14 protein-coding genes are annotated in these 20,747 nt (G+C 45.4%); 6 read left to right on the top strand and 8 right to left on the bottom strand.

Features of this window, described 5'->3' with window-relative positions; translation table 11 throughout:
* The first annotated feature begins 188 nt into the window (after positions 1-188).
* Positions 189-701 (top strand): Spy/CpxP family protein refolding chaperone, encoded by a 513-nt coding sequence (locus tag AC5JPT_RS01950; RefSeq protein ID WP_493856884.1) that lies wholly within the window; start codon positions 189-191, stop codon positions 699-701.
* Between the two features lie 164 nt (positions 702-865).
* Here the strand turns inward: AC5JPT_RS01950 and AC5JPT_RS01945 are convergent, their stop codons facing one another.
* Both AC5JPT_RS01945 and AC5JPT_RS01940 read right to left on the bottom strand, forming a co-directional pair.
* Entirely contained in the window at positions 866-2,455 is a 1,590-nt protein-coding gene (locus AC5JPT_RS01945) for a hypothetical protein (protein ID WP_493856883.1), read from the bottom strand.
* Between the two features lie 55 nt (positions 2,456-2,510).
* Positions 2,511-4,526: a hypothetical protein gene (locus AC5JPT_RS01940; RefSeq protein WP_493856882.1), complete on the bottom strand. Its 2,016-nt coding sequence runs from the start codon at positions 4,524-4,526 to the stop codon at positions 2,511-2,513.
* Positions 4,527-4,851: 325 nt separating this feature from the next.
* On the opposite strand from AC5JPT_RS01940, the gene ggt reads away from it, so the two are divergent.
* The 5 genes from ggt to cysE all read left to right on the top strand — a co-directional run bounded on the left by ggt (position 4,852) and on the right by cysE (position 13,246).
* Entirely contained in the window at positions 4,852-6,801 is a 1,950-nt protein-coding gene (gene ggt / locus AC5JPT_RS01935) for a gamma-glutamyltransferase (RefSeq protein WP_493856881.1), read from the top strand.
* 294 nt (positions 6,802-7,095) lie between these two features.
* Positions 7,096-10,815 carry a DNA polymerase III subunit alpha gene (gene dnaE, locus AC5JPT_RS01930; protein WP_493856880.1) on the top strand — a complete coding sequence of 1,240 codons (3,720 nt, stop codon included), beginning with the start codon at positions 7,096-7,098 and terminating at the stop codon, positions 10,813-10,815.
* A 71-nt stretch (positions 10,816-10,886) separates the two neighbouring features.
* On the top strand, positions 10,887-11,267 hold the full coding sequence (locus AC5JPT_RS01925; protein ID WP_493856879.1) for an Hpt domain-containing protein: 381 nt from the start codon (positions 10,887-10,889) through the stop codon (positions 11,265-11,267).
* Positions 11,267-12,145 carry an RNA methyltransferase gene (locus AC5JPT_RS01920; protein ID WP_493856878.1) on the top strand — a complete coding sequence of 293 codons (879 nt, stop codon included), beginning with the start codon at positions 11,267-11,269 and terminating at the stop codon, positions 12,143-12,145. The genes AC5JPT_RS01925 and AC5JPT_RS01920 overlap by 1 nt, the downstream gene beginning before the upstream one ends.
* A 186-nt stretch (positions 12,146-12,331) precedes the next feature.
* Positions 12,332-13,246: a serine O-acetyltransferase gene (gene cysE / locus AC5JPT_RS01915; protein WP_493856877.1), complete on the top strand. Its 915-nt coding sequence runs from the start codon at positions 12,332-12,334 to the stop codon at positions 13,244-13,246.
* Between the two features lie 143 nt (positions 13,247-13,389).
* Here the strand turns inward: cysE and AC5JPT_RS01910 are convergent, their stop codons facing one another.
* From AC5JPT_RS01910 to pheA, 6 genes are all read right to left on the bottom strand, one after another.
* Entirely contained in the window at positions 13,390-13,980 is a 591-nt protein-coding gene (locus AC5JPT_RS01910; RefSeq protein ID WP_493856876.1) for a 2-amino-4-hydroxy-6-hydroxymethyldihydropteridine diphosphokinase, read from the bottom strand.
* Positions 13,931-14,356, bottom strand: a complete 426-nt coding sequence (folB, locus tag AC5JPT_RS01905) for a dihydroneopterin aldolase (protein WP_493856875.1) — start codon at positions 14,354-14,356, stop codon at positions 13,931-13,933. The genes AC5JPT_RS01910 and folB overlap by 50 nt, the downstream gene beginning before the upstream one ends.
* A gap of 54 nt (positions 14,357-14,410) precedes the next feature.
* Positions 14,411-15,364 (bottom strand): EamA family transporter RarD, encoded by a 954-nt coding sequence (rarD, locus tag AC5JPT_RS01900; protein ID WP_493856874.1) that lies wholly within the window; start codon positions 15,362-15,364, stop codon positions 14,411-14,413.
* 225 nt (positions 15,365-15,589) lie between these two features.
* A complete protein-coding gene (locus tag AC5JPT_RS01895; RefSeq protein WP_493856873.1) occupies positions 15,590-17,878 on the bottom strand; it encodes a bifunctional prephenate dehydrogenase/3-phosphoshikimate 1-carboxyvinyltransferase in 2,289 nt (762 codons plus the stop codon).
* A 165-nt stretch (positions 17,879-18,043) separates the two neighbouring features.
* Positions 18,044-19,186, bottom strand: coding sequence for a histidinol-phosphate transaminase (gene hisC, locus AC5JPT_RS01890; RefSeq protein WP_493856872.1), 1,143 nt, complete (start codon positions 19,184-19,186; stop codon positions 18,044-18,046).
* A 92-nt stretch (positions 19,187-19,278) separates the two neighbouring features.
* The gene (gene pheA / locus AC5JPT_RS01885; RefSeq protein WP_319050389.1) at positions 19,279-20,451 is read right to left on the bottom strand and encodes a prephenate dehydratase; all 1,173 of its coding nucleotides are present in this window, start codon (positions 20,449-20,451) and stop codon (positions 19,279-19,281) included.
* Between the last annotated feature and the right edge of the window lie 296 nt (positions 20,452-20,747).

The following is a 20,747-nucleotide window of genomic DNA, read 5'->3' as shown; positions in this document are numbered from 1 at the left end:
TTATCAGGCATGCGCATATCAGTTCGCTATAAACGTTACCTTTCTTAATACTTCATAAATGTTCGTAACCTTTAACTGTCGTAATATAGCTCCTATCAGCAGCGAGTGCCGCAGTCTGGAAAAGGATGCTCGCAAGATAAGATTTTAGTGTCTACTAAACCACACTCAACTTCATAAAGGATCTCATCATGAAAAAATTATTATTAGGTTCAGTATTAGCAGCTTCTAGCGTGTTTACCGTGACCGCCTGTACTAGTGTTAATGCAACCACCGATACAACACCCGCGACTCAAATGCAACAAAAACATAAAAATGGCGCTATGAAAGGTCCAATGTCAAAGCTGGATCTAACGACCACACAGCAAGCCCAAATCAAAGCCATCATGCAAGAAAAGCGTGGCGATCGTACTGCTGATCGTGCACAGCATCAAGCAGAGCGTGCGCAGATGGATCAGCAAATACAAGCTTTGACCAACGCAAGCACGCTAAATAACGCTGCGCTAAACCGCTTGGCTGATCAACAAGCGGCCAAAACCAAACAACGTTTTATCGAGCGTGTACAAACTCAGCATGCTATCTCTCAAGTCCTAACGGCTGAACAGCGTGCAAAAATGGAACAAATGAAATCAGAAAGACAAGAAAAAGGACGCAAGCACTCAAAAGACCGTAAAGGTCATGATGAGCAACGTCCAGGTATGTAAGCGGACACCACTGTACTGATCGGTACTAATTTGTCTTTGTATTGCTTATCGACATAGTACCCATCACTACAGTGCCTATCGCTATATGAACAAAAAAGCGCATCTTACAAACGGTGCGCTTTTTTATTGAAAGTCTTCTGCTCATCAACGACTGGTCTTACGCATTAATCAATCGAACTAAGACGCTCTTTGGCCATCGGTAGCATATTAAATATCATCTTACCCACTACTGTGCCATTACCATCACGGTAATATTGCAGTAACTCTGGCGCGTATTCTCTAAGATCGATACTATTGCTGGTATTCGGCGACTGAACATCACGTGGTAGATTCGGGAACGCCATATTTTTGGTATTGATAGCAGCGTACTGCTGCAACACGTCTATCATCATATGGTTGTTTTTATCAGAGGCGTTGTCGATATCAAGCTTGCGATGGACATGCTGCCATTTGAGCTGACCCTTTTTATCAAAACCATATAGCTCTTGTACCTCTGTGTGGGCAGCTGCTTGCGCCTCTGATACGTTATCGTTCATTTGATCTTTGATCATCGCTAGTATTTTTTGCACCATCGCTTTGCTAGTGAATGCCTTTGAGTCTTGAATCGTCTCAAAGGCTGTCATAGGCGCTGCTTCTTCGATGAGTTCTGGATATTGCTTGCTGATACGATCGTAGACAATCTGCATATAACTTTTATAATCGTCACGATAATTATCAAAGCTTTGTACTCGGCGAATAATGGATTCGCTTGGCAACATTGCTGATAGTTGATGAGCAGGTAACTTCGGGGACACTGATGTAAGTGTGTTGGGCGCGACATAATCAAACTGACCAACTGGGGCTGCATCATAAGTCATATCTAACGCGGCAAAGTGGCTTTTTATCACCGCACGACCAAACCCTTTGGGCAGTGTGCCATCATCGATGGCTATTTTTAGCCACTTGTTGCGCCATTTTTCTCCAAGCTTATCGTCTAATAGCTCAGAGTTGATCAGCGCAAGGTTATCTGCCCATAGATAGATATCACCGTTTTTTAAATCAACGTAAATAGGCTGATTGATACTACTATGGTGGTTGCGCGCCTGATACTGGGCGCTGGCGAGCATTGTCGTCTTGCCCGCGAGTGGTTGGTAGATTCCTTGCGCATCGATAGATAATGGTTGTAGCAAATACTCATCAAGCAATTGCGCTTTTTTGTTATCTAGTGGTTTTGGTTTGTCCTCATAATCATCGAATAGCGCCTGATACTCTGGTTCAACCTTGATAGTGCTATCATAATAATGATCGTTCCAAGCATTGTAAGCCTTTACGCATTCGACGTACGACTGCTTAATGTTACCTCGCTCAGCATCGTAATCAGCTGTTAGAACCTCTTTGTTTTGGTTTTCTGCCTCCAATATCAGCGCTGCATACGCTTGGTTATGCGCCTCCTCACAGTGTTGATCCACATAGTCTGCTACGGCCATGTGTCGGCTGTCTGTAGCAGTCAGCGGTCGGTTATTGCTGATTCCATTACTTATTTCAAGGTTGCTATGGTAGCTAAACGATTGACGGCGCTGTTTTTGCAACGCATTTGCCAATGTCTTTTTTGCAGTACTAGGTAATGGCTTAGCTGCCGTACTTGCCTGACTGACATTAGTGGCTTGGCAACCTGTTAATAATAGTGCCCCTGATAGACAGGCACTGGTCAATAATTGATTGGCTTTTATCATAGGTGGCAAGCGTAGAGCGATGGTTTTATATATTGTGTTCATTATTTGTTCCTAATAGGTATGAGCGTAAATGCAATGAGATGATGCAACTGAGTTGTTATTTACTATCAGTATCATCTTCGCCGTTGTCAGTACGGCTCTGCTCGATGGCCTCTTCGCCATAGCTACGCTCATAGTCACCACTGTTATAGTCATCACTATTATAATAATCCTCTAGCTCACCATCCTGATAGTCATAACGGGTATAGCGTGCCAGCTGTAGTCTGTCTTTTTTCTCACGCTGTGCGGCAATCCATGCATTACCATCGATAGGAGCGGCTGCTTTTGGACCAAACGATTCCGCTAATAATGGCGTTAATGCATGACGATTAAAGCTGGTTTTGTCATAACGTATTTGATTGAGCATAGTCGTCGTAGAGCCCATAAAATCGCTACCAATATTGACACGCTGCTGCTTGGCAAGTAGGCGATCTGAGCTGTCTAAGTAGTAGTAATTGATTTGATTAAATGAGATAGGGCCAATAGCTTCGATGAGCTGCAACAGCGAGCCCACATCGGCACTTTGGTAACCTTTGTTATACAGCTGCGCTTTGGCAAGTGCAGCTTTTAGCATAGCGCCATCAGGGTATTGTTGTGAATTGGCATCGACATGCGCTTGTAGCGACTGCGTCACATACTTTAGTGCTTTACCAATCATCTCACCGCTTTGTTGACTACCAAAATAGACTTTTACTGCGCGGGTCGCACCGACTTCTTTGGCAAATACATCACCATCAATATCTACCGCACTAAAATGCTCAGGCGCTAATTCTGCCATGCTTTGCTGTATGGCGTTAAGCACAGCGTCATACAGTACTGCTGGTGGCAACTGAGCGGTAACACTTTCAGGTAAACCAAAACTTACCGTATGTGCAGCCATTTGCTCAGGTAAAGGGGTGTTTTCAGGATTGACCATGGCGACAAGTGGCATAATAGCCGATGGATCGACTGTGACTTTACTGTTATTAAAATCAAAAGCGAGAGGAACCTGTATAGACGAGCTGATCGTTGGTGTGGCGTAATCGTAGCTATAGACACTTTGTAATTGTCGCTGCTTGGGGTTATATTGGCTGACACTATTGAACGTCAAGTTCTGATACTGATAGGCGTTAGTTGCAGCGATTTGCTCTGGCGTACGGTGGAACATGGTCAGTATATTACCAATCAACCCAGTAGGAGACATCGAGGGCTTATCATCAGCTGATGCCTCTGTCTTAGCCTGCTGTTTTGCCAATTGCATGGCTTCATATTTTGCAGCCATTGTCTTTGGGTTTAACCTTGACATACCTGAGAGCGCACCCCCTGTACCACTGCCATAGTCGTCATAGTCCTCACTGCTATAGTAGTCATCGCTGCCATAACCGTCTTTATCATAGCCATACTTATTATCAGCGTTGGGATCACCTACTGGTTCATTTTCACCGGCTTCGGCCAGTATCGCGGCAATGGCTTTTCTTTCTACCTCGGCAGGGTCACTCTCACCGTATTTGTCTTTGTAATAGTCAGACTGCAATGAATCGTCATAATCATCGCTATAAGGCTGATATTCATCGACCATCCCTTCAGGCTGATAGGCATAGGTTTCTATGATCGTTCTGAGCAAGCTGGTTGATCCTGCATCGATACTGTCTGCATCGATGAACGGTACTGACTGATAGTTCGCTTGGGCGACAGCCACATGCTCTGTCGCTAAGTGCTGACGAATCGCAGCTAGTAAATGCGTCTTGGCTTGGTTCTCAGTACTCGGGTATTTTTCTTGATCAAACAGTTGCGCGTAACGCTCGGCCTGAGCATCTTGACTGGCTGTAAAGGCGCGTCCTTGGCTTTGACTCTGCGCGGTATCTGCACTGCTAAAGTCTATCAGTGTGCTGGTCGACCCTGTATTCGATGATATAGGAGATGCAGATTGACAACCTGCGAGCACTAGTGATGCACTACTCACTAACAGTGCGATAGAAGTCAGTTTGCAGGTTTGATATAAACGATCATTATGGCGCTTAGTATTAGAAAAACAGGCAGGCGTAGTCTCAGTAAAACGTTGTTGATTGCAGGTGTTCAAATGACGTAATGGCATAGCAGTCTCTTTTTGTAAATAGACTCATCGATAATGAGTGTACAGTAGTACTGTTATTTATATCACAAGACGTTACAGTTTAGTAAGCTTAGCGTATATTTTTTAAAGGAAAACTTCAATGAGAAGTAATTTCCTCTATACAACGAGGCAATTATGCTAGGTCGTGCTTGAATGAAAACAACTGAAATTACTGACAGAGTTGCTCATCTTGTATCAACACCTCATTGTAGAAGTTAATAAACAACTTTCTACTATTCGTTATTTTCGCTATCATTCAGACATCTCTCTAATGGTTTATCTTTACTCGCCCAAAAAGGACTTTGCGATGTCACGACTCCCTTTTCATGCTGATCAGACTGCTCAGCAGATCCCTTCGAAAACCAAAAACCAGCTAAAAACTAATATATTGCTGATCACAAGCGCCTTGCTACTGTCTGTCTCAGCCCATGCACTTGAGCCAACCGTTCCGGCAAACAGCGCGACGCTTAATAATACCTCTATCAATACCAGTGCAATCAATTTAGCCATCATGACGGACAATCCAACCGTCCTATCTGAAACCAAACGCATCACACGAGCCAAAACCAGCACTCTCAAAACCACGTCCAATAATGCCAATAGCGATCAGGCAATCTACTCTGAAGATGCGATTCACCATCCGCTATGGGCAAAAAATGGCATGGTTGCCACCCAAGAAGCGCTTGCTTCTGATATTGGCTTGCAGATTTTAAAAGACGGTGGCAATGCCGTCGATGCTGGGGTCGCAGTGGGCTTTGCCTTAGCAGTGACCTTACCGCGCGCGGGCAACCTTGGCGGTGGTGGTTTTATGATGATTTATGATGCCAATCAAGGCAAAACAGTCGCCCTTGATTACCGTGAAAAGGCACCAAGTAGCGCCTCTCGTGATATGTATCTCGACGATGAGGGCAACGCAGTTAGTGACTTATCTCGTTATCATGGCTTAGCCATTGGGGTGCCGGGGACGGTAGCGGGACTGTTAAAAGCACTAGAAGAGCATGGTACGATGAGCCGCGAGCAAGTCATGGCACCAGCGATTGCATTGGCAGAAGATGGTATAGAGGTCACCGCAGGTTTGTCCGATTCGCTTACTGCTTTGAGTGATCGATTGCAAAAATGGCCAAGCACCAAAAAAGTGTTTTTTAAAGCGGATGGCAGCGCTTATCAGCCGGGTGAGCAGTTAAAACAGCCTGAACTTGCCCAATCATTAAAACGGATTTCGGCACAAGGGGCGGACGGATTTTATAAAGGGGAAACCGCACGTAAAATTGTCAACGCGGTCAATACGGCAGGTGGTACTATGAGCTTGCAGGATTTAGCCGATTACGAAGCCATCGCCCGCGTGCCTGTCAAAGGCGATTACCGCGGTTATGAGATTGTCTCTATGCCACCACCCTCCTCTGGTGGTATTCACATTATTGAGATATTAAATATCTTAGAAGGATATCCACTGGGGGACTATGGTCAAAATAGCGCACAAACCATTCATTTGATGGCGGAAGCGATGCAACTGGCGTATGCAGATCGCGCTGAGTATCTCGGTGATTCAGATTTTATTGACGTCCCTGCCAGCGGCCTCACTTCACAAGCTTATGCGGATAAACTGCGTACACTGATCGACCCGAACAAAGCCACGCCAGCCTCGACCATCAAAGCCAACAACCCTCTGCCCTATGAGAGCGACCAGACCACACATTTCTCTATTGTTGATAAAGACGGCAATGCCATCGCCAACACCTATACGTTGAACTTTTCTTACGGCACTGGTCTCGTGGCTGAGGGCACAGGAATATTGTTAAACAATGAAATGGATGATTTTTCTGCAAAGCCAGGTGTACCCAATGGTTACGGACTGCTAGGCGGCGAAGCAAATGCCGTTGAAGCTAATAAACGTCCGCTCTCCTCGATGAGCCCGACGCTGGTATTTAAGGACAGTAAACCTTATATTGTCACGGGCAGCCCAGGTGGCAGCCGTATCATTACCACGGTCACCCAAATCATCTCCAACGTCATCGATCACGATATGAATATCGCTGAGGCAACGCACGCGCCGCGCATTCATGACCAGTGGTTACCTGACGAGATTCGTATTGAAAAAGCGCTCAATGTAGATACGGTCAAAAAATTGGAATCTATGGGTCACACGGTCAGTCCAAAATCAGCCATTGGCTCCACGCAGTCGATTATGCTCACACCAAACGGCGTTTATGGCTCTTCTGATCCCCGTATTGTTGATGCGGCGGTGGTTGGGTACTAGATCAAACTGTTTTTAATTATCAATAACATAGCCCTCTATACCTTGTGCATAGAGGGCTTTTTAATATATCTTTTGACCTGTCAGAAGTCATATAGTGACTTATTTCACTCAGATTAAACCCTTGCAATCAGTGGCTGTTGGTAGCAAATAATGATATTATTAACGACCCCATTTAAAGCGTATCAAGATGGCTGTCGAAGTCTTAATTACTTTTCGACATCGCTATAACCGATTGATAATAATCATTTATTTATAGTTAAAGCTTGTTCTTGATCGTACTAGTAAGAGTCTTCTATGGCATTTGTACACCTTGGCATCCACAGCGAATACTCCATCACCGATTCTATCGTGCGTATCAAACCGCTCGTAAAAGCGGCCGCAGCCGACAATCAGCGTGCGCTGGCACTGACTGATTTGTCTAACCTGTACGCTACAGTGAAGTTTTACCGTGCTTGCCTAGGTGCGGGTATCAAGCCCATTATCGGTAGTGACGTCATCATGGACAATGAAGACACACGCCTTACCCTACTTGCGATGAACAACGAGGGCTATCAAAACATTACCCGTATCGTGTCGCTTGGGTTTACCGAAGGTCGCGCTGATCCTGTCAACCATGGCACACCTGTGATTAAGCGTAGTCATATTTTAGAGCATGCGGCAGGCGTCATTGTACTACTGACCGAAAAATCAGACGTGGGTCAAGCACTGGTTGGCTCGATGCCAGAAAAAGCCGATGAGCTACTCACTGAATGGCAAGCAAAATTTGATGATCGTTTGTACTTTGCCATCAAGCGTACCAATCGCTCAGGCGAAGATGCTTTTATTAGGGCGGCCATTCACTCAGGTGCCAAGCACAACATTCCTATCATTGCCCACAACGATGTGCGTTTTTTAGCGCAAGAAGATTTTGATGCGCATGAGGCTCGCGTGTGTATCGCAGGCTCTTATGTCTTAGCAGACCCCAGCCGCCCGCAGACCTATTCAGATGAGCAGTATCTAAAAACCCAAGACCAAATGGCGCAGCTGTTTGCTGATATTCCGCAAGTGGTTGACAACACTTTAAGTTTGGCTACCCGCTGCAATGTAACCTTGACGCTAGGCATTAATGTATTGCCCGATTTTCCTGTCCCTGAAGGCGAGACGATTGAGTCGTTTTTCCGTGCAGAGTCCCAGCGCGGTCTTGAGCGGCGCTTAGACAAGCTCTTTCCAGTCGAGGCACGTACAGACAATTGGAGCGACTTTCGTCAAAGATACGACGAGCGCCTAGTATATGAGCTGGATATTATTCTATCGATGGGCTTTCCCGGTTACTTCCTCATTGTAATGGACTTTATCCGCTGGGCAAAAGCCAATGGCGTGCCTGTTGGACCTGGACGTGGTTCTGGTGCAGGGTCTCTGGTCGCCTACGCGCTCAATATTACCGATCTCGACCCCATTCATTACGATCTATTGTTCGAGCGCTTCTTGAACCCTGAGCGGATATCCATGCCCGATTTCGATATCGACTTTTGTATCGAGGGTCGCGATCGCGTGATTGACTATGTGGCGCAGACCTATGGTCGTGATGCGGTCTCACAGATTATTACCTTTGGTACCATGGCTGCAAAAGCGGTGGTGCGCGATGTGGCACGTGTACAAAGCAAATCGTACTTTTTGGCCAATAAAATATCCAAACTGATTCCCAAAACACCCGGCATCACCCTTAGCCAAGCGCTTGAGCAAGAGCCGCAGCTTAAAGACTTAATCTCTAACCCTGACAATATGGACTATGAAGATGCCATTGAGATCTGGGAGATGGCGATTAAACTTGAAGGTGTCTGCCGAAATGTCGGCAAACATGCTGGCGGTGTACTGATTGCACCGCATAAGATCACGGACTTTAGCGCGATTTATTGTGATGATGATGGGCACCGTGTCAGTCAGTTTGACAAAGACGATGTCGAAGCCGTCGGTCTGGTAAAATTTGACTTTTTGGGTCTACGTAACTTAACGGTTATCAACGCAGCGGTTGAGAACATCAACTTGCGCCGTGTCAAAGAAAACGTGCCTGCCTTAGTTTTAGAAGATTTGCCATTAGACGATGTCAAAGCCTACAAATTACTGCAAGATGCCAAAACAACAGCCGTCTTTCAGCTAGAAAGTATGGGCATGAAAAAGTATCTGGCCAAACTGCAGCCGACCAACATCGAAGATGTCATCGCCATGTGTGCGCTCTATCGTCCTGGTCCACTTGATGCAGGCATGGTAGAGATGTATATCGACCGTAAGCACGGCCGTGAGGAAGTCATTTATGATCACCCGAATCTCGAGCCAATTTTAGAAAACACCAACGGCGTTATTGTCTATCAAGAACAGGTGATGCAGATCTCACAGGTAATGGCAGGCTATAGCTTAGGCGGTGCTGATATGCTGCGCCGTGCGATGGGTAAGAAAAAACCTGAAGAGATGGCAAAGCAGCGCGATATCTTTGTGACTGGTGCAACCTCGCAAGGCATTGATGAAGTCACCTCAGGCGGCGTGTTTGATCTGATGGAAAAATTCGCAGGTTATGGCTTTAACCGCTCGCATTCTGCCGCTTACGGGGTGCTCGCCTACCAAACGGCTTATCTGAAACAGTACTACCCTGCCGAGTTCATGGCAGCGGTATTAACGTCAGATATGAACAACACCGACAATGTAGTGTTCTTTATCAATGACTGTCGCGAAAATTTTGAGTTGACGGTGGTCAATCCATCGGTCAATCGCAGTGAATGGCACTTCGTCGCGGATACCCCGACCAATATTATTTATGGTCTTGGAGCGATTAAAGGCGTGGGCGAAGGGGCTGTCGAGTCGATCGTTAATGCCCGTCGCACGGACGGACCTTTTAAAGACTTATATGATTTCTGCCGCCGTGTGGACATCAAAAAGGTCAATAAACGTACTCTCGAAGCATTGGTTAGTGCAGGCTGTTTTGATGACTTTGCCGCGACGCTACGACCCGACTTACCAGCCGATGCAGCTTTCGAGATTCGCGGTGCATTGATGAGCCAGCTACCAAGCGCGGTACAAGCTGCTGAGCAAGATCGGCAAAATAATGAGCTTGGCATGATGGACTTGTTCGGTGAGATGGATGGGGTCGTTGCCGCGCCGCCGCTCGTGATGACGCCTGAGCTGATTTGGGGTGACAAGCATCGCCTAAAAGCGGAAAAAAACACTTTAGGGTTGTACCTAACGGGTCATCCAATTAATGAATACTTGGATGAGTTAAAACGCTATACCTCAGGCGCTCGCCTCAATAAACTGGCAGATACTGGCTACAACGGCAGCTGCTATTTTGCAGGACTCATTATAGATATCGCAAACTTCGGTAATCGTAACGTGATTACCTTAGATGATGGCACATCAAGGCTAGAAGTCAGTTGCTACGCTGAGCGATTTAATCGCGTCAAAGAACAATTGAAAATCGATGAAGTCGTCATCATCAAAGGCAGTATCCGTGAGCGTGACGGGCGCTTATTTGCGCGCCTTGATAGTGCTATGAGTATGGTCGATGCCCGCTTGCGTTGGCTCAAAAAAATCAGTATCAAGGTTCATGGCAGTGATATTGACCTGCTCACGCGCTTGCAGCCATTACTCAAATCCGCCCAAGCTGACATTATACCTGAACCACGTTTGGCGTATAACAACGAACAAGACGAGCAAGGTGGTATGGGCAGTAACGCCTACGACCCTGCCATGGGTGGCAGCTTATATGATGAAAATGGTAATGATCTATTGGCTCTAGAGAACGATATGAATCATGACGCAATGAACCAAAACAGTATGCTCCAAAGCTATGCAAACAACGCGCTTAGTAATACGGATGCCTCTATTAATGACAACTGCCTACCCCTTGGACTAAGCATCTATGAGGTATATGGCATCGCCAATGTAGGACTGTCCGAGCACTGGCGTGTCTACCCAAATGATGACAACTTGCAACAATTGAAGACGTTAGTTAGTGAAGATAATTTACACTTTCATTACAGCTAAAATGTACAATACCCTCGAAAATTTACTATAGTAATCTTATAGCTTTAACTTTTAACAATTGGATAAAAGCCATGACTGACATGACAAATAATAATACAACTGGTCAGACTGATGAAGAGATTGTCAATCATGAACAGTTTGAAGACATGCGTGACTTGCTAGAAGAAGACTTTGTCGATTTAATCCACGTATATTTCACAGACAGTCGTCAAAGAATCGTGACATTACGCAGTGCCCAGCAAGAGAATGATAATGCTACTGGTTTTGAGGCAGCTCACGCCTTAAAAGGGGCGAGTGCAAACTTAGGTACCACTCAATTAGTCCGCCTGAGCAGCGAGCTACAAGAACACTGCCGTGAGCGCCATATCAGTGAGCACGCAGATCTGATTGAAGACATCGCTGTCGCATTACAACGCGCTGAACAAGAAATCAATCAAAGATTGGGGCAATAATGAGTAATGACGCTTTATTACCTACTGAACAAACCCATACAGTAAATGATTATCTTGACTGTTTGCAAGTCGTTATGGTCAATACGACCTTGCCTGCTAATATTGGCTCGGCTGCCCGTGCCATGCATACAATGGGCTTGTCTCGCTTGACAGTTGTTGATCCCAAACTACCGATTGATGACACCAGTGTCTCACATGCAGCAGGTGGTAGCGATCTGTTGTCCTCTGCTACGATCGCGCCTACCCTAGAAACTGCTATCTCGGATTGTCAGTTAGTATTTGCTGCTAGCAGTCGCAGTCGTCATCTGCCTCGCCCTGTCGTGACACCCACGCAGGCCGCCAAAATCATGTTTGACTTTATTGATGCACAGGCAGCTTTAAGTACAGGTGATGGTGATACTTTAACTACTGCGCCTTCTTGCAAGCCAAATATCGCTATACTATTTGGACGTGAAGACCGCGGATTGACTAATGAAGAATTGGCTTATGCAGACTACCACATTCAAATCGATGCCAATCCTGCCTATCCAGTACTAAATGTCGCCTCCGCAGTGCAAGTCATCGCTAGCTTTATTTTTGCTTATGCTCAGACACACGTTCAGACAGCAGATGATTTAGATACAGAGTCAGATGATACTACTCAGCCGACACTTGATGTGCATTTGCGTCAGCAATGGGACGAGCCTGCTATCACTCAACAGCAGCTACAACAGCTCACTCAGCGTACTACGGATCTTATGATCAATCGTGGTCTGGCAAACAGCGAACATCTAAAATCATTGCCATCGCGCCTGTCTCGACTTGGGTCGCGTTTGCAGCTTGATCAAAAAGAGTACCAGCTATTAAGTGCTGTAATTGCAAAACTCTCAAAAGACTAAGATAAGTTATTGCTCATCACCTCAGTTTATTTGATAGCGCCTTACTATATTTTAGGGCATAAAGCTGTTATAACTTAAGAGACTAGCGGCTATACGTTTCCATTGTTATCCGAATATCATGACCACAGATGAGAGACCCTGCTATGTTAGCAGCGGTACTCTATAGACAAATAGATAGGACGCTTTATGTCAGTGCCAGCCAAATTGTTCAAAACACTTGCCAGCATCAAAAAAGATCTAAAAGAAGATGTTGAAGCAGTATTTACCCGTGATCCTGCAGCACGTAATAGCTTGGAGGTTGTTTTGACCTACCCTGGTATTCATGCGCTGATATTACACCGCGGTGCGCACTGTCTGTGGAATCATGAACAGAAACTGGCGGCTCGTGTTATCTCTTATGGCTCACGTATTATTACCGGTATCGAGATTCACCCTGCTGCCAAGATTGGTAAGCGCTTTTTTATCGATCACGGTGTCGGTGTCGTTATCGGTGAGACCGCTGAGATTGGGAACGATGTGACCTTATACCACGGTGTCACTCTAGGCGGGGTGTCTTGGAACAATGGCAAGCGACATCCAACGCTAGAAGATGGCGTGACCGTTGGTGCTGGTGCCAAAGTATTGGGGCCATTTACGGTCGGTAAAAATGCCAAAATTGGCTCAAATGCAGTCGTAGTCAAACCGGTGCCAGCAGGTGCAACGATGGTCGGCAGTGCAGCACGTATGATCTCAGATTATCACGATGAAAAAGGCAACCCGCTTACGACTAAGGTACAAGATGCCAAGCAGCAAGAAAAAGTTGCGCAAGCAGGTGACAGCAACGATCAAACTAAAGATACTACCCCTACCGCAAAACGTACCAATACGTTTCGTGCTTATGGTATCGATCCTTATTCACAAGACCCTGTTGCAGAAGCTTTTGCTAAAATGCTTGAACATATCCAACAGTCAGAAAATCGCCTCGATCAATTGCAGTTAGCGATGTGCGATATTGATCCCAATTTTTGCAAAAAAGAATACGATAAGCTATGTCTAGAAGATTTAGATGTGATTGGTCGTGCTGATATTAACGAAGCAGAAGCAGGTACCGAGAAAAAGTAGTAGAAGTATTCAGACTTAACATTCAAAATTGACGATATTATGGCGCTTACAGAGCAGTGGAATGTAGGCACCATAATATTTTTATCAAATCACCCTCTACAAATTCGATTGCCAGTAGTTTGCATATCAACAATTACTGTTTTTCAAAACAATATTGGAAACGATAGATTGGTTATCTCTAATTCTTCAACCCCCGCTTCCTCATGCGCTTTAAAGGGATAACGATCGGCCATTACTATCCAACCAGATATTGGTTTAGATACCAATTTTTCGCTTAGGCTATTTTTTATATTAGCCAATTTAATCATCAGAATATCAATATCCATTGTCACCCGGCGCACTTGATTCGGTTTAGTTTGTCGACATCTATGACAGTCCCCTTCAAGCGTTTTAAAGATTTGCTGTAGCTGCTGCAGACTCATTGGCATTGTGAGTACTAGATGGACACATTGATTGGTATAGTCAGGCTTTGGTTGTTCAAAGCTTGCGGTAAAATCAGGATTTTGAAAAGCTGTAGATAAGCGTATGTTACCTAGCGCAGCTAAGCTATTTCGAACAAGCGGTAGATACTTGTCAGATTGGTAGTTACTCCCGAGCGCTAACACTACCTCTACCACAGGCTGTGTTTGCAGAGTCTCCGATGCACCTTGTTTCAGCGTTTCTAAGTTTAAATCTATCGACGTTTTATGCATCATCGGCTTGGCTGTCATCAGCGTCTGTAGTAGCTGGCTCATTGCTTGACGCTGGTGCATAGCGTGTTATTTGCACCCCGACCGCGTCGGCTTGAGTGATAGCCGTCGGTTTAGCAATGCTCAATGTTATCTTTTGACAGTCATATTTTGCAAATATCTTATCAGAGATACGACCCGCTAAATGCTCAAGCAGCTTTGCTTTTATCTCTTTGCACCACTCGCTCACATCATCGCAAACTTCTTTATAGCTGAGTGCATCACTCACATCATCTGACAGTGCAGCAGCGCTAATATCAGTCTCAAGTGCGATATCAATGAGCAAAGGCTGAGTAATGGCTCGCTCCCAGTCGAAAACGCCAATCACGGCTTCAACTTTTAAACCCTTTATAAATACGACATCAGACTGGGTATGGAACATACGTCTATCCTTATTTGCGAATTTTTATTTGAGTGATGAATCTTTTGTCCAAAACTATTGCAAAGCTTCTTCTCGTAAGCGCGCCGCCTTTAACACTTTACTTGGACGATGTCGCCATAGATCGATGCTAAATAATAGCAGACCTAACCAAATCAGCCCAAATACTGCTAAACGATGTAAATCAAACGGTTCTTTATAATAAAATACCGCTAAGAAGAAGATAAACGTCGGTGTCAGATAATTCATAAAGCTTAAGATACTATACGCGACAAGCTTGGTAGATTTATTAAACAATAGCAGCGGTATCAGGGTAATCGGACCTGCAATCATAAGCAGCCAAATATTTGAGCTAAACCAAAAGCTTAGCTGGTGACTAACCACATCAGACTGCCAAAACCACCACAGGCATAGCGGTACCAACATCGCCGTCTCAACAAACATAGCGTCCACAGCAGTCAATGGCGTTTGTCGTTGAATAGTGCCATAAGTACTAAAGCTAAATGCCAAAATCAACGATATCCATGGCAGGCTGCCAATCATCACCACTTGAATGACGACAGACAGCAGTGCAAACCCAATAGCAATCCACTGCAAAGGACGCAAGCGCTCTTTAAATAATATCATTGATAATGCGACGCCTACCAACGGTCCAATAAAATATCCCAAACTGGCCTCAAGGATACGGTCATGATTGACCGCCCAGACATAGGTGAGCCAGTTGGTGGCGATAATCAAACCAGATACTAGCGATAGTGCAATCCATCTTGGGTTCTTTTTGAGTGTCTCTATCCACCCCCAGCGTTTGGTAGCCACTAACACAATCAGTAGGCAGCAAAACGTCCAGACGATACGATGCCCAATGATCTCAGTCGCATCATAATCAGATAGTTTTTTGAAGTATAACGGAAATCCGCCCCAGATAAAAAACGCAATAAGCGCTGTGATAATACCGCGCCTGGTAGTAGTAATGGGAGCAACAGGTTTTTTGATGACATTTTGGGTAGTCATAATATAGGACAACTTTTTAGAGCAAAGCGCGCCCTCACCTAGTTTTGATTGTTATTATCGACATCATGGTGAAAGCGCAGGGTTACTACAGTGAGATTATAAGGTAAAAAGCAATGTACTCATGTCAGTAGTGACATGAGTACATTGCTAACGATGTAATACTAAATTTTTATTGATGCGCTGTGTTGTCAATCAAGAAGATGACACTAACTGGCATTTGATGATCTATTGGGCACCAGTATCCACTTGATCAACGTCAATAGACATACCGATTTGGTTGGCAAGCGTCGCAAAACCTGGGAAGCTGGTATTAACTGTCTCAACCCCTTCAATGGTAATTTGCTTGGATGCACGTAAACTAGCAACAGAGAAACTCATCGCAATACGATGATCATGATGCGAGACAATGTGACCACCACCAAAAACAGGCTGGCTGTTATTTATATCGCCGTTCTCAGTAGCAGTGCCTTTGCCTTCAATAATCAGCCCATCATCAGTGACAGTACAATCGATGCCAAGCGTCTGTAAGCCCTCTGCCATCACCGCAATACGGTCTGACTCTTTGACGCGTAGCTCTTTAGCTCCAGTCAATACGGTACGCCCTTGCGCACAGCTAGCCGCGACAAACAGTACAGGGAACTCATCAATCGCTAGTGGTACGAGATGCTCTGGTATGTTGATACCAACCAGATTTGAGCTGCGAATAGTCACATCAGCTACTGGCTCACCGCCAACGTGGGTCTCATTGCTTAGGCTAATATCTGCATTCATCAACTTGAGAATATCGAGAATACCTGTACGTGTCGGATTAATACCGACTTGTGTCAGTGTCAGTTCGCTATTTTGACTGATAGCAGCAGCCACCATAAAAAATGCCGCAGAAGAAATATCAGCAGGAACCGCAATATCACCGCCAGTTAGCGTACCGCCGCCAGTGACACTGATACGATTGCCTTCTACAGTCACAGGATAACCAAAAGCCGATAACATACGCTCGGTATGGTCGCGACTGACCTCAGGCTGTGTGACGGTTGTCGTACCCTCTGCCCACAGTCCTGCTAGGAGCAAGCAAGACTTGACCTGCGCTGACGCAACTGGCATATCATACTCAGCACCTTGCAGTGGCTTACCGACCGTGTCACGACCAGTGATGCTCAGTGGCGCGGTGCCACTGTGACCCGTACTCTGAATCACTGCCCCCATAGACCGTAGCGGTGCCGCCACACGCTCCATCGGGCGTTTATTTAGACTGGTATCGCCAGTCAACACACTATCAAACGATTGCGCCGCTAAAATACCAGATAGCAGGCGCATACTGGTGCCTGAATTGCCCATATATAGTGGGGTCTTGCTTGGTTTTAGACCATTCATACCGACACCATGGATGATCAAGTTTCCATTGTCAGGACCTTCGATAGTGACGCCCATGTCACGGAATGCTTGTAGTGTTGCAAGAGCATCCTCTCCTTCCAAAAATCCGGTCACATTGGTCACGCCTGTGGCAAGACTGCCAAGCATGATACTGCGATGCGAGATGGATTTATCACCAGGGATCGCAATGGTGCCAGAGACAGTGTTGCTAGGGGTAATATTATAAGAAGCTGACATGGCAGAAGTATCCGTATAAGGGGTGCTGGCTAACATATGGCCAAAATGTCGCCGTGCGGCTTGCGCACGGCCCAAAAGTCCCATCAGGGCGGTTGAATCTTGATCAATGATGAGCTGGCGCATGGTTTGTAGATAGACACCATACTCATCGAGAGCACTCACAATGGCGCTTTGATTGGCAAAAAATATATCATGCCACATTTTAGGGTCGCTGGCGGCAATACGGCTAAAATCGCGAAACCCGCCAGCGGCATATCGAAACATATCTAAATTATCATCATGGCTCGCCAACTGCTCAACCAAGTTAAAGGCAAGCAAATGCGGCAAGTGACTGGTATGCGCCAGTATACGATCATGATGATCGGCTGGCATGGACATCACATTTGCACCTACGGCTTCCCACAATAGACGCAACCTTGCGATTGACCCTGTGTTGGTAGTCGGTAGTTCGCAGACAATGACGCTATGGTTGACAAACAAGCTGGCGCGTCTGGCATGATACCCTGAATTTTCAGCCCCAGCAATCGGATGCGCAGGCACTAGCCCTACTGGCAACGAACCAAATACGACTTTTGCAGCATCAATGATATTGACCTTGGTACTACAGACATCCGTAATGATGCAATCGGTAGCAAGCTGTCTATCATCCATTGCTTGCTTGATATCGACAAACACTGCTTGTACTGCCTGTACTGGCACGGCAATGATAATCAAATCACTGCCGCGAGCAACATCTAGAAGGGTGGCGCTACCAGCATCTATTAAGCCGTGCTCAATAGCCTCAGCAATACTTGGTGCATGTCTGTCCACTGCTACCAGACGCTCACTGAGACCATTATCTTTGATGGCCTGCGCAAAGCTGGCACCAATCAGCCCAAGTCCGATCACACAAACTTGTTTAAACATAGGTTGGGGTATATTCAAAGATGGTCGAATGTTGTTTTTTTTCTGATGACTCACGGCTTTTCTCGTTGAACACGCTAAGATAAACTTAGATAAAGCATACCCTAGCGTTATAAAATTTAATGACTCATTATCATATTATTTGGTTGAAACCATCTATCAAGCCGCTCAATCTTCAGTCAATATAGAGCGCAGCGTATCTATCAAACGCAGATTGTCTTCAGCCAAACCTACCGTAATGCGTAACCAGTTAGGTAGACCATAAGCTGCCAATGGACGGACGATGACACCTTGCTCAAGTAGTGCTTGATGAATGGAGTCAGCAGTTATATCTTCCATCTCAACTTTTACCTCAACCATAATAAAATTGGCATGCGACTTCACAAAACCCAGACCTAACGCATCAAACTGCTTTTCTAACCAGCGCATTTGCTCGTCGTTCATCACGCGAGTTTCTTCGATAAAGTCTTGATCAGCAAGTGCCGCTGCTGCTGCTGCTAGACCTACGCGGCTGACATTGAACGGTTGACGAATACGGTTTAATAAGTGCGCAACAGCGACTGAGCTTAGGGCATAACCCACGCGCAACCCTGCTAGTCCATAAGCTTTAGAAAACGTACGGACGATAACCACATTATCAAACTCATCTAATAGTGCGCGGTTATTACTCTCAGGACTGTATTCGATATAGGCTTCATCCAATACGATCAGCACTGAGGGTGGTACACTAGCAACAAATTGACGCAACGCCTTTTGCTCTAGCTGAGTACCCGTTGGATTATTAGGGTTGGCAATAAAAACAATTTTGGTATTAGGATTATCCTGAACCGCTTGGCTCATGGCTTTTAAATCGTGACCAAAACGCTGGGCAGGCACTTCAATATCTACAGCGCCTTGCATTTTCGCTAACATCGAATACACCACAAAAGCGTATTGGCTATAGACGATAGCATCATCGGTACCAACAAAACTACGTGCCAAAATATCAAGTAAATCGTCAGAGCCATTACCAAGTGTAATCTGATCAGCACTGACATCGTTAAAGTCAGCCAAAGCTTGCTTTAGGTAATAGCCATTGCCATCGGGATATCGTGCCAATTGACCCAATTGTTCAGTCACTGCTAGGGTCACACGCGGTGAGCACCCCATTGGATTCTCATTGCTAGCCAGCTTGACCACATCTGAAACACCATACTCGCGGGTCAACTCCTCAATCGGTTTACCTATTTGATAAGGTGTTAATGCCAGAATACTGTCATAAGCAGGCACAAGTGGTAATAAGTCTGATGATGTCAATTGAGAATCTTGCATGGTTCATCCCTAGATATTGTCTCTAAATACTGCCTTTAAAATCTAAGACCCACTTATTGTATGTTCATACCAATAAGTGCTACCTACATATTTTATAGGACGGCTTTTGGATACGAGCCTAATATGCGCAAATCTTTCACCAATGGGCGAATATCATTGATAGCCGCACTGACATTTGGATCATTGATATGACCATTCATATCAATAAAGAACACATATGCCCATTTATTAGGACGCTCAGGACGGGTCTCAATACTGGTCATCGATACGCCATGATAGGACAAAGGCTTTAATATCTCGATAAGCGCACCCGCTTTGTCGTGTGCTGACACAACGATAGAGGTTTTATCTTGACCAGATGGCGCGATGGCTTCATGACCGATGATTAGGAAGCGCGTGGTATTGCTTGGGTTGTCTTCGATGTTTGAGTAAAGCTTGTGCAGGTCATACTCTGCCGCTGCCACATCACCTGCAATCGCTGCTGAATGCCACTCGTTTTTTAGACGGCGGGCGGCTTCACCATTGCTCGATACGGCAACGCGCTCAACATTGGGAAAGTTCACATCTAGCCAGTGGCGGCACTGGGCAAGCGATTGCTGATGTGAGTAAATGCGGCTCAAGCCATCAATTTTGGTATGTTCAGCAACTAAGAAGTTTTGATGAATCGGTAGCTCAACTTCACCAATGATCTTTAGGGTAGAAGATAAGAATCCATCTAAGGTATGATTGACCACCCCTTCTGAAGAGTTTTCGACAGGAACCACGCCATACATCGCGGTACCCGCTTCAACTTCACGGAACACATCCGTAATCGTCGTCATAGGCACGGTATCTGCGGCCTTACCAAAATGCTTAAGCGCGGCGGCATGCGTAAAGGTACCGACTGGTCCCAAGAAGGCAATGCGCTGCGGTGCTTCTAAATCCAAGCATACTGACATGATTTCACGGAACAAACGCGCCATTTTTTCGTCAGCGATAGGACCGGTATTACGCTCCATTACTGCTTTTAGTACTTGTGCTTCGCGCTCAGGACGATAAAAGATAGGGTTACTGGTATCATCAGTGGCAATATGGTTTTTCTTTACTGTAGCGACTTGCTGAGCCAGCTTGGCGCGGTTATTGATGAGTGTTTGGATCTCGCAGTCGACTGCGTCAATATTTTGGCGAATATTGTCTAAAAACTCTTTTTCAGTTGCGGTATCGCTAGCGCCTGCGGTGGTTTGATTTAGATTGTCCATATTTTGATCTGGTGACTGCTCGCTCATTACCGCCCATCCTTTTTAGATTTTATCACTGTTAGGTATTGCTATTGTTTAGGTGTTAATACTGCTTAATCTTACTGTCTTTTATATACTTTAATTGCTAGGCGCCTCAATTATTAGGTGCCTCAATCATTAAATGTTTTAACTGTCAGGTGCTTTAACTATTAAGCGCTTTGATTGTCTTTACATATCAATGATTATATACAATGTTATTTGTGTATAGCCCCATGATGGAGTCATTCGAAAGTCAGTTACGCATTAGCGTCATTTGCTGCTGATACTATATGCATCATCAAATA

This window comes from Psychrobacter sp. H26, from assembly GCF_059073035.1.
The sequence above is the reverse complement of the archived record's forward strand: the minus strand, read 5'-3'. Positions and strand labels throughout refer to the sequence as shown.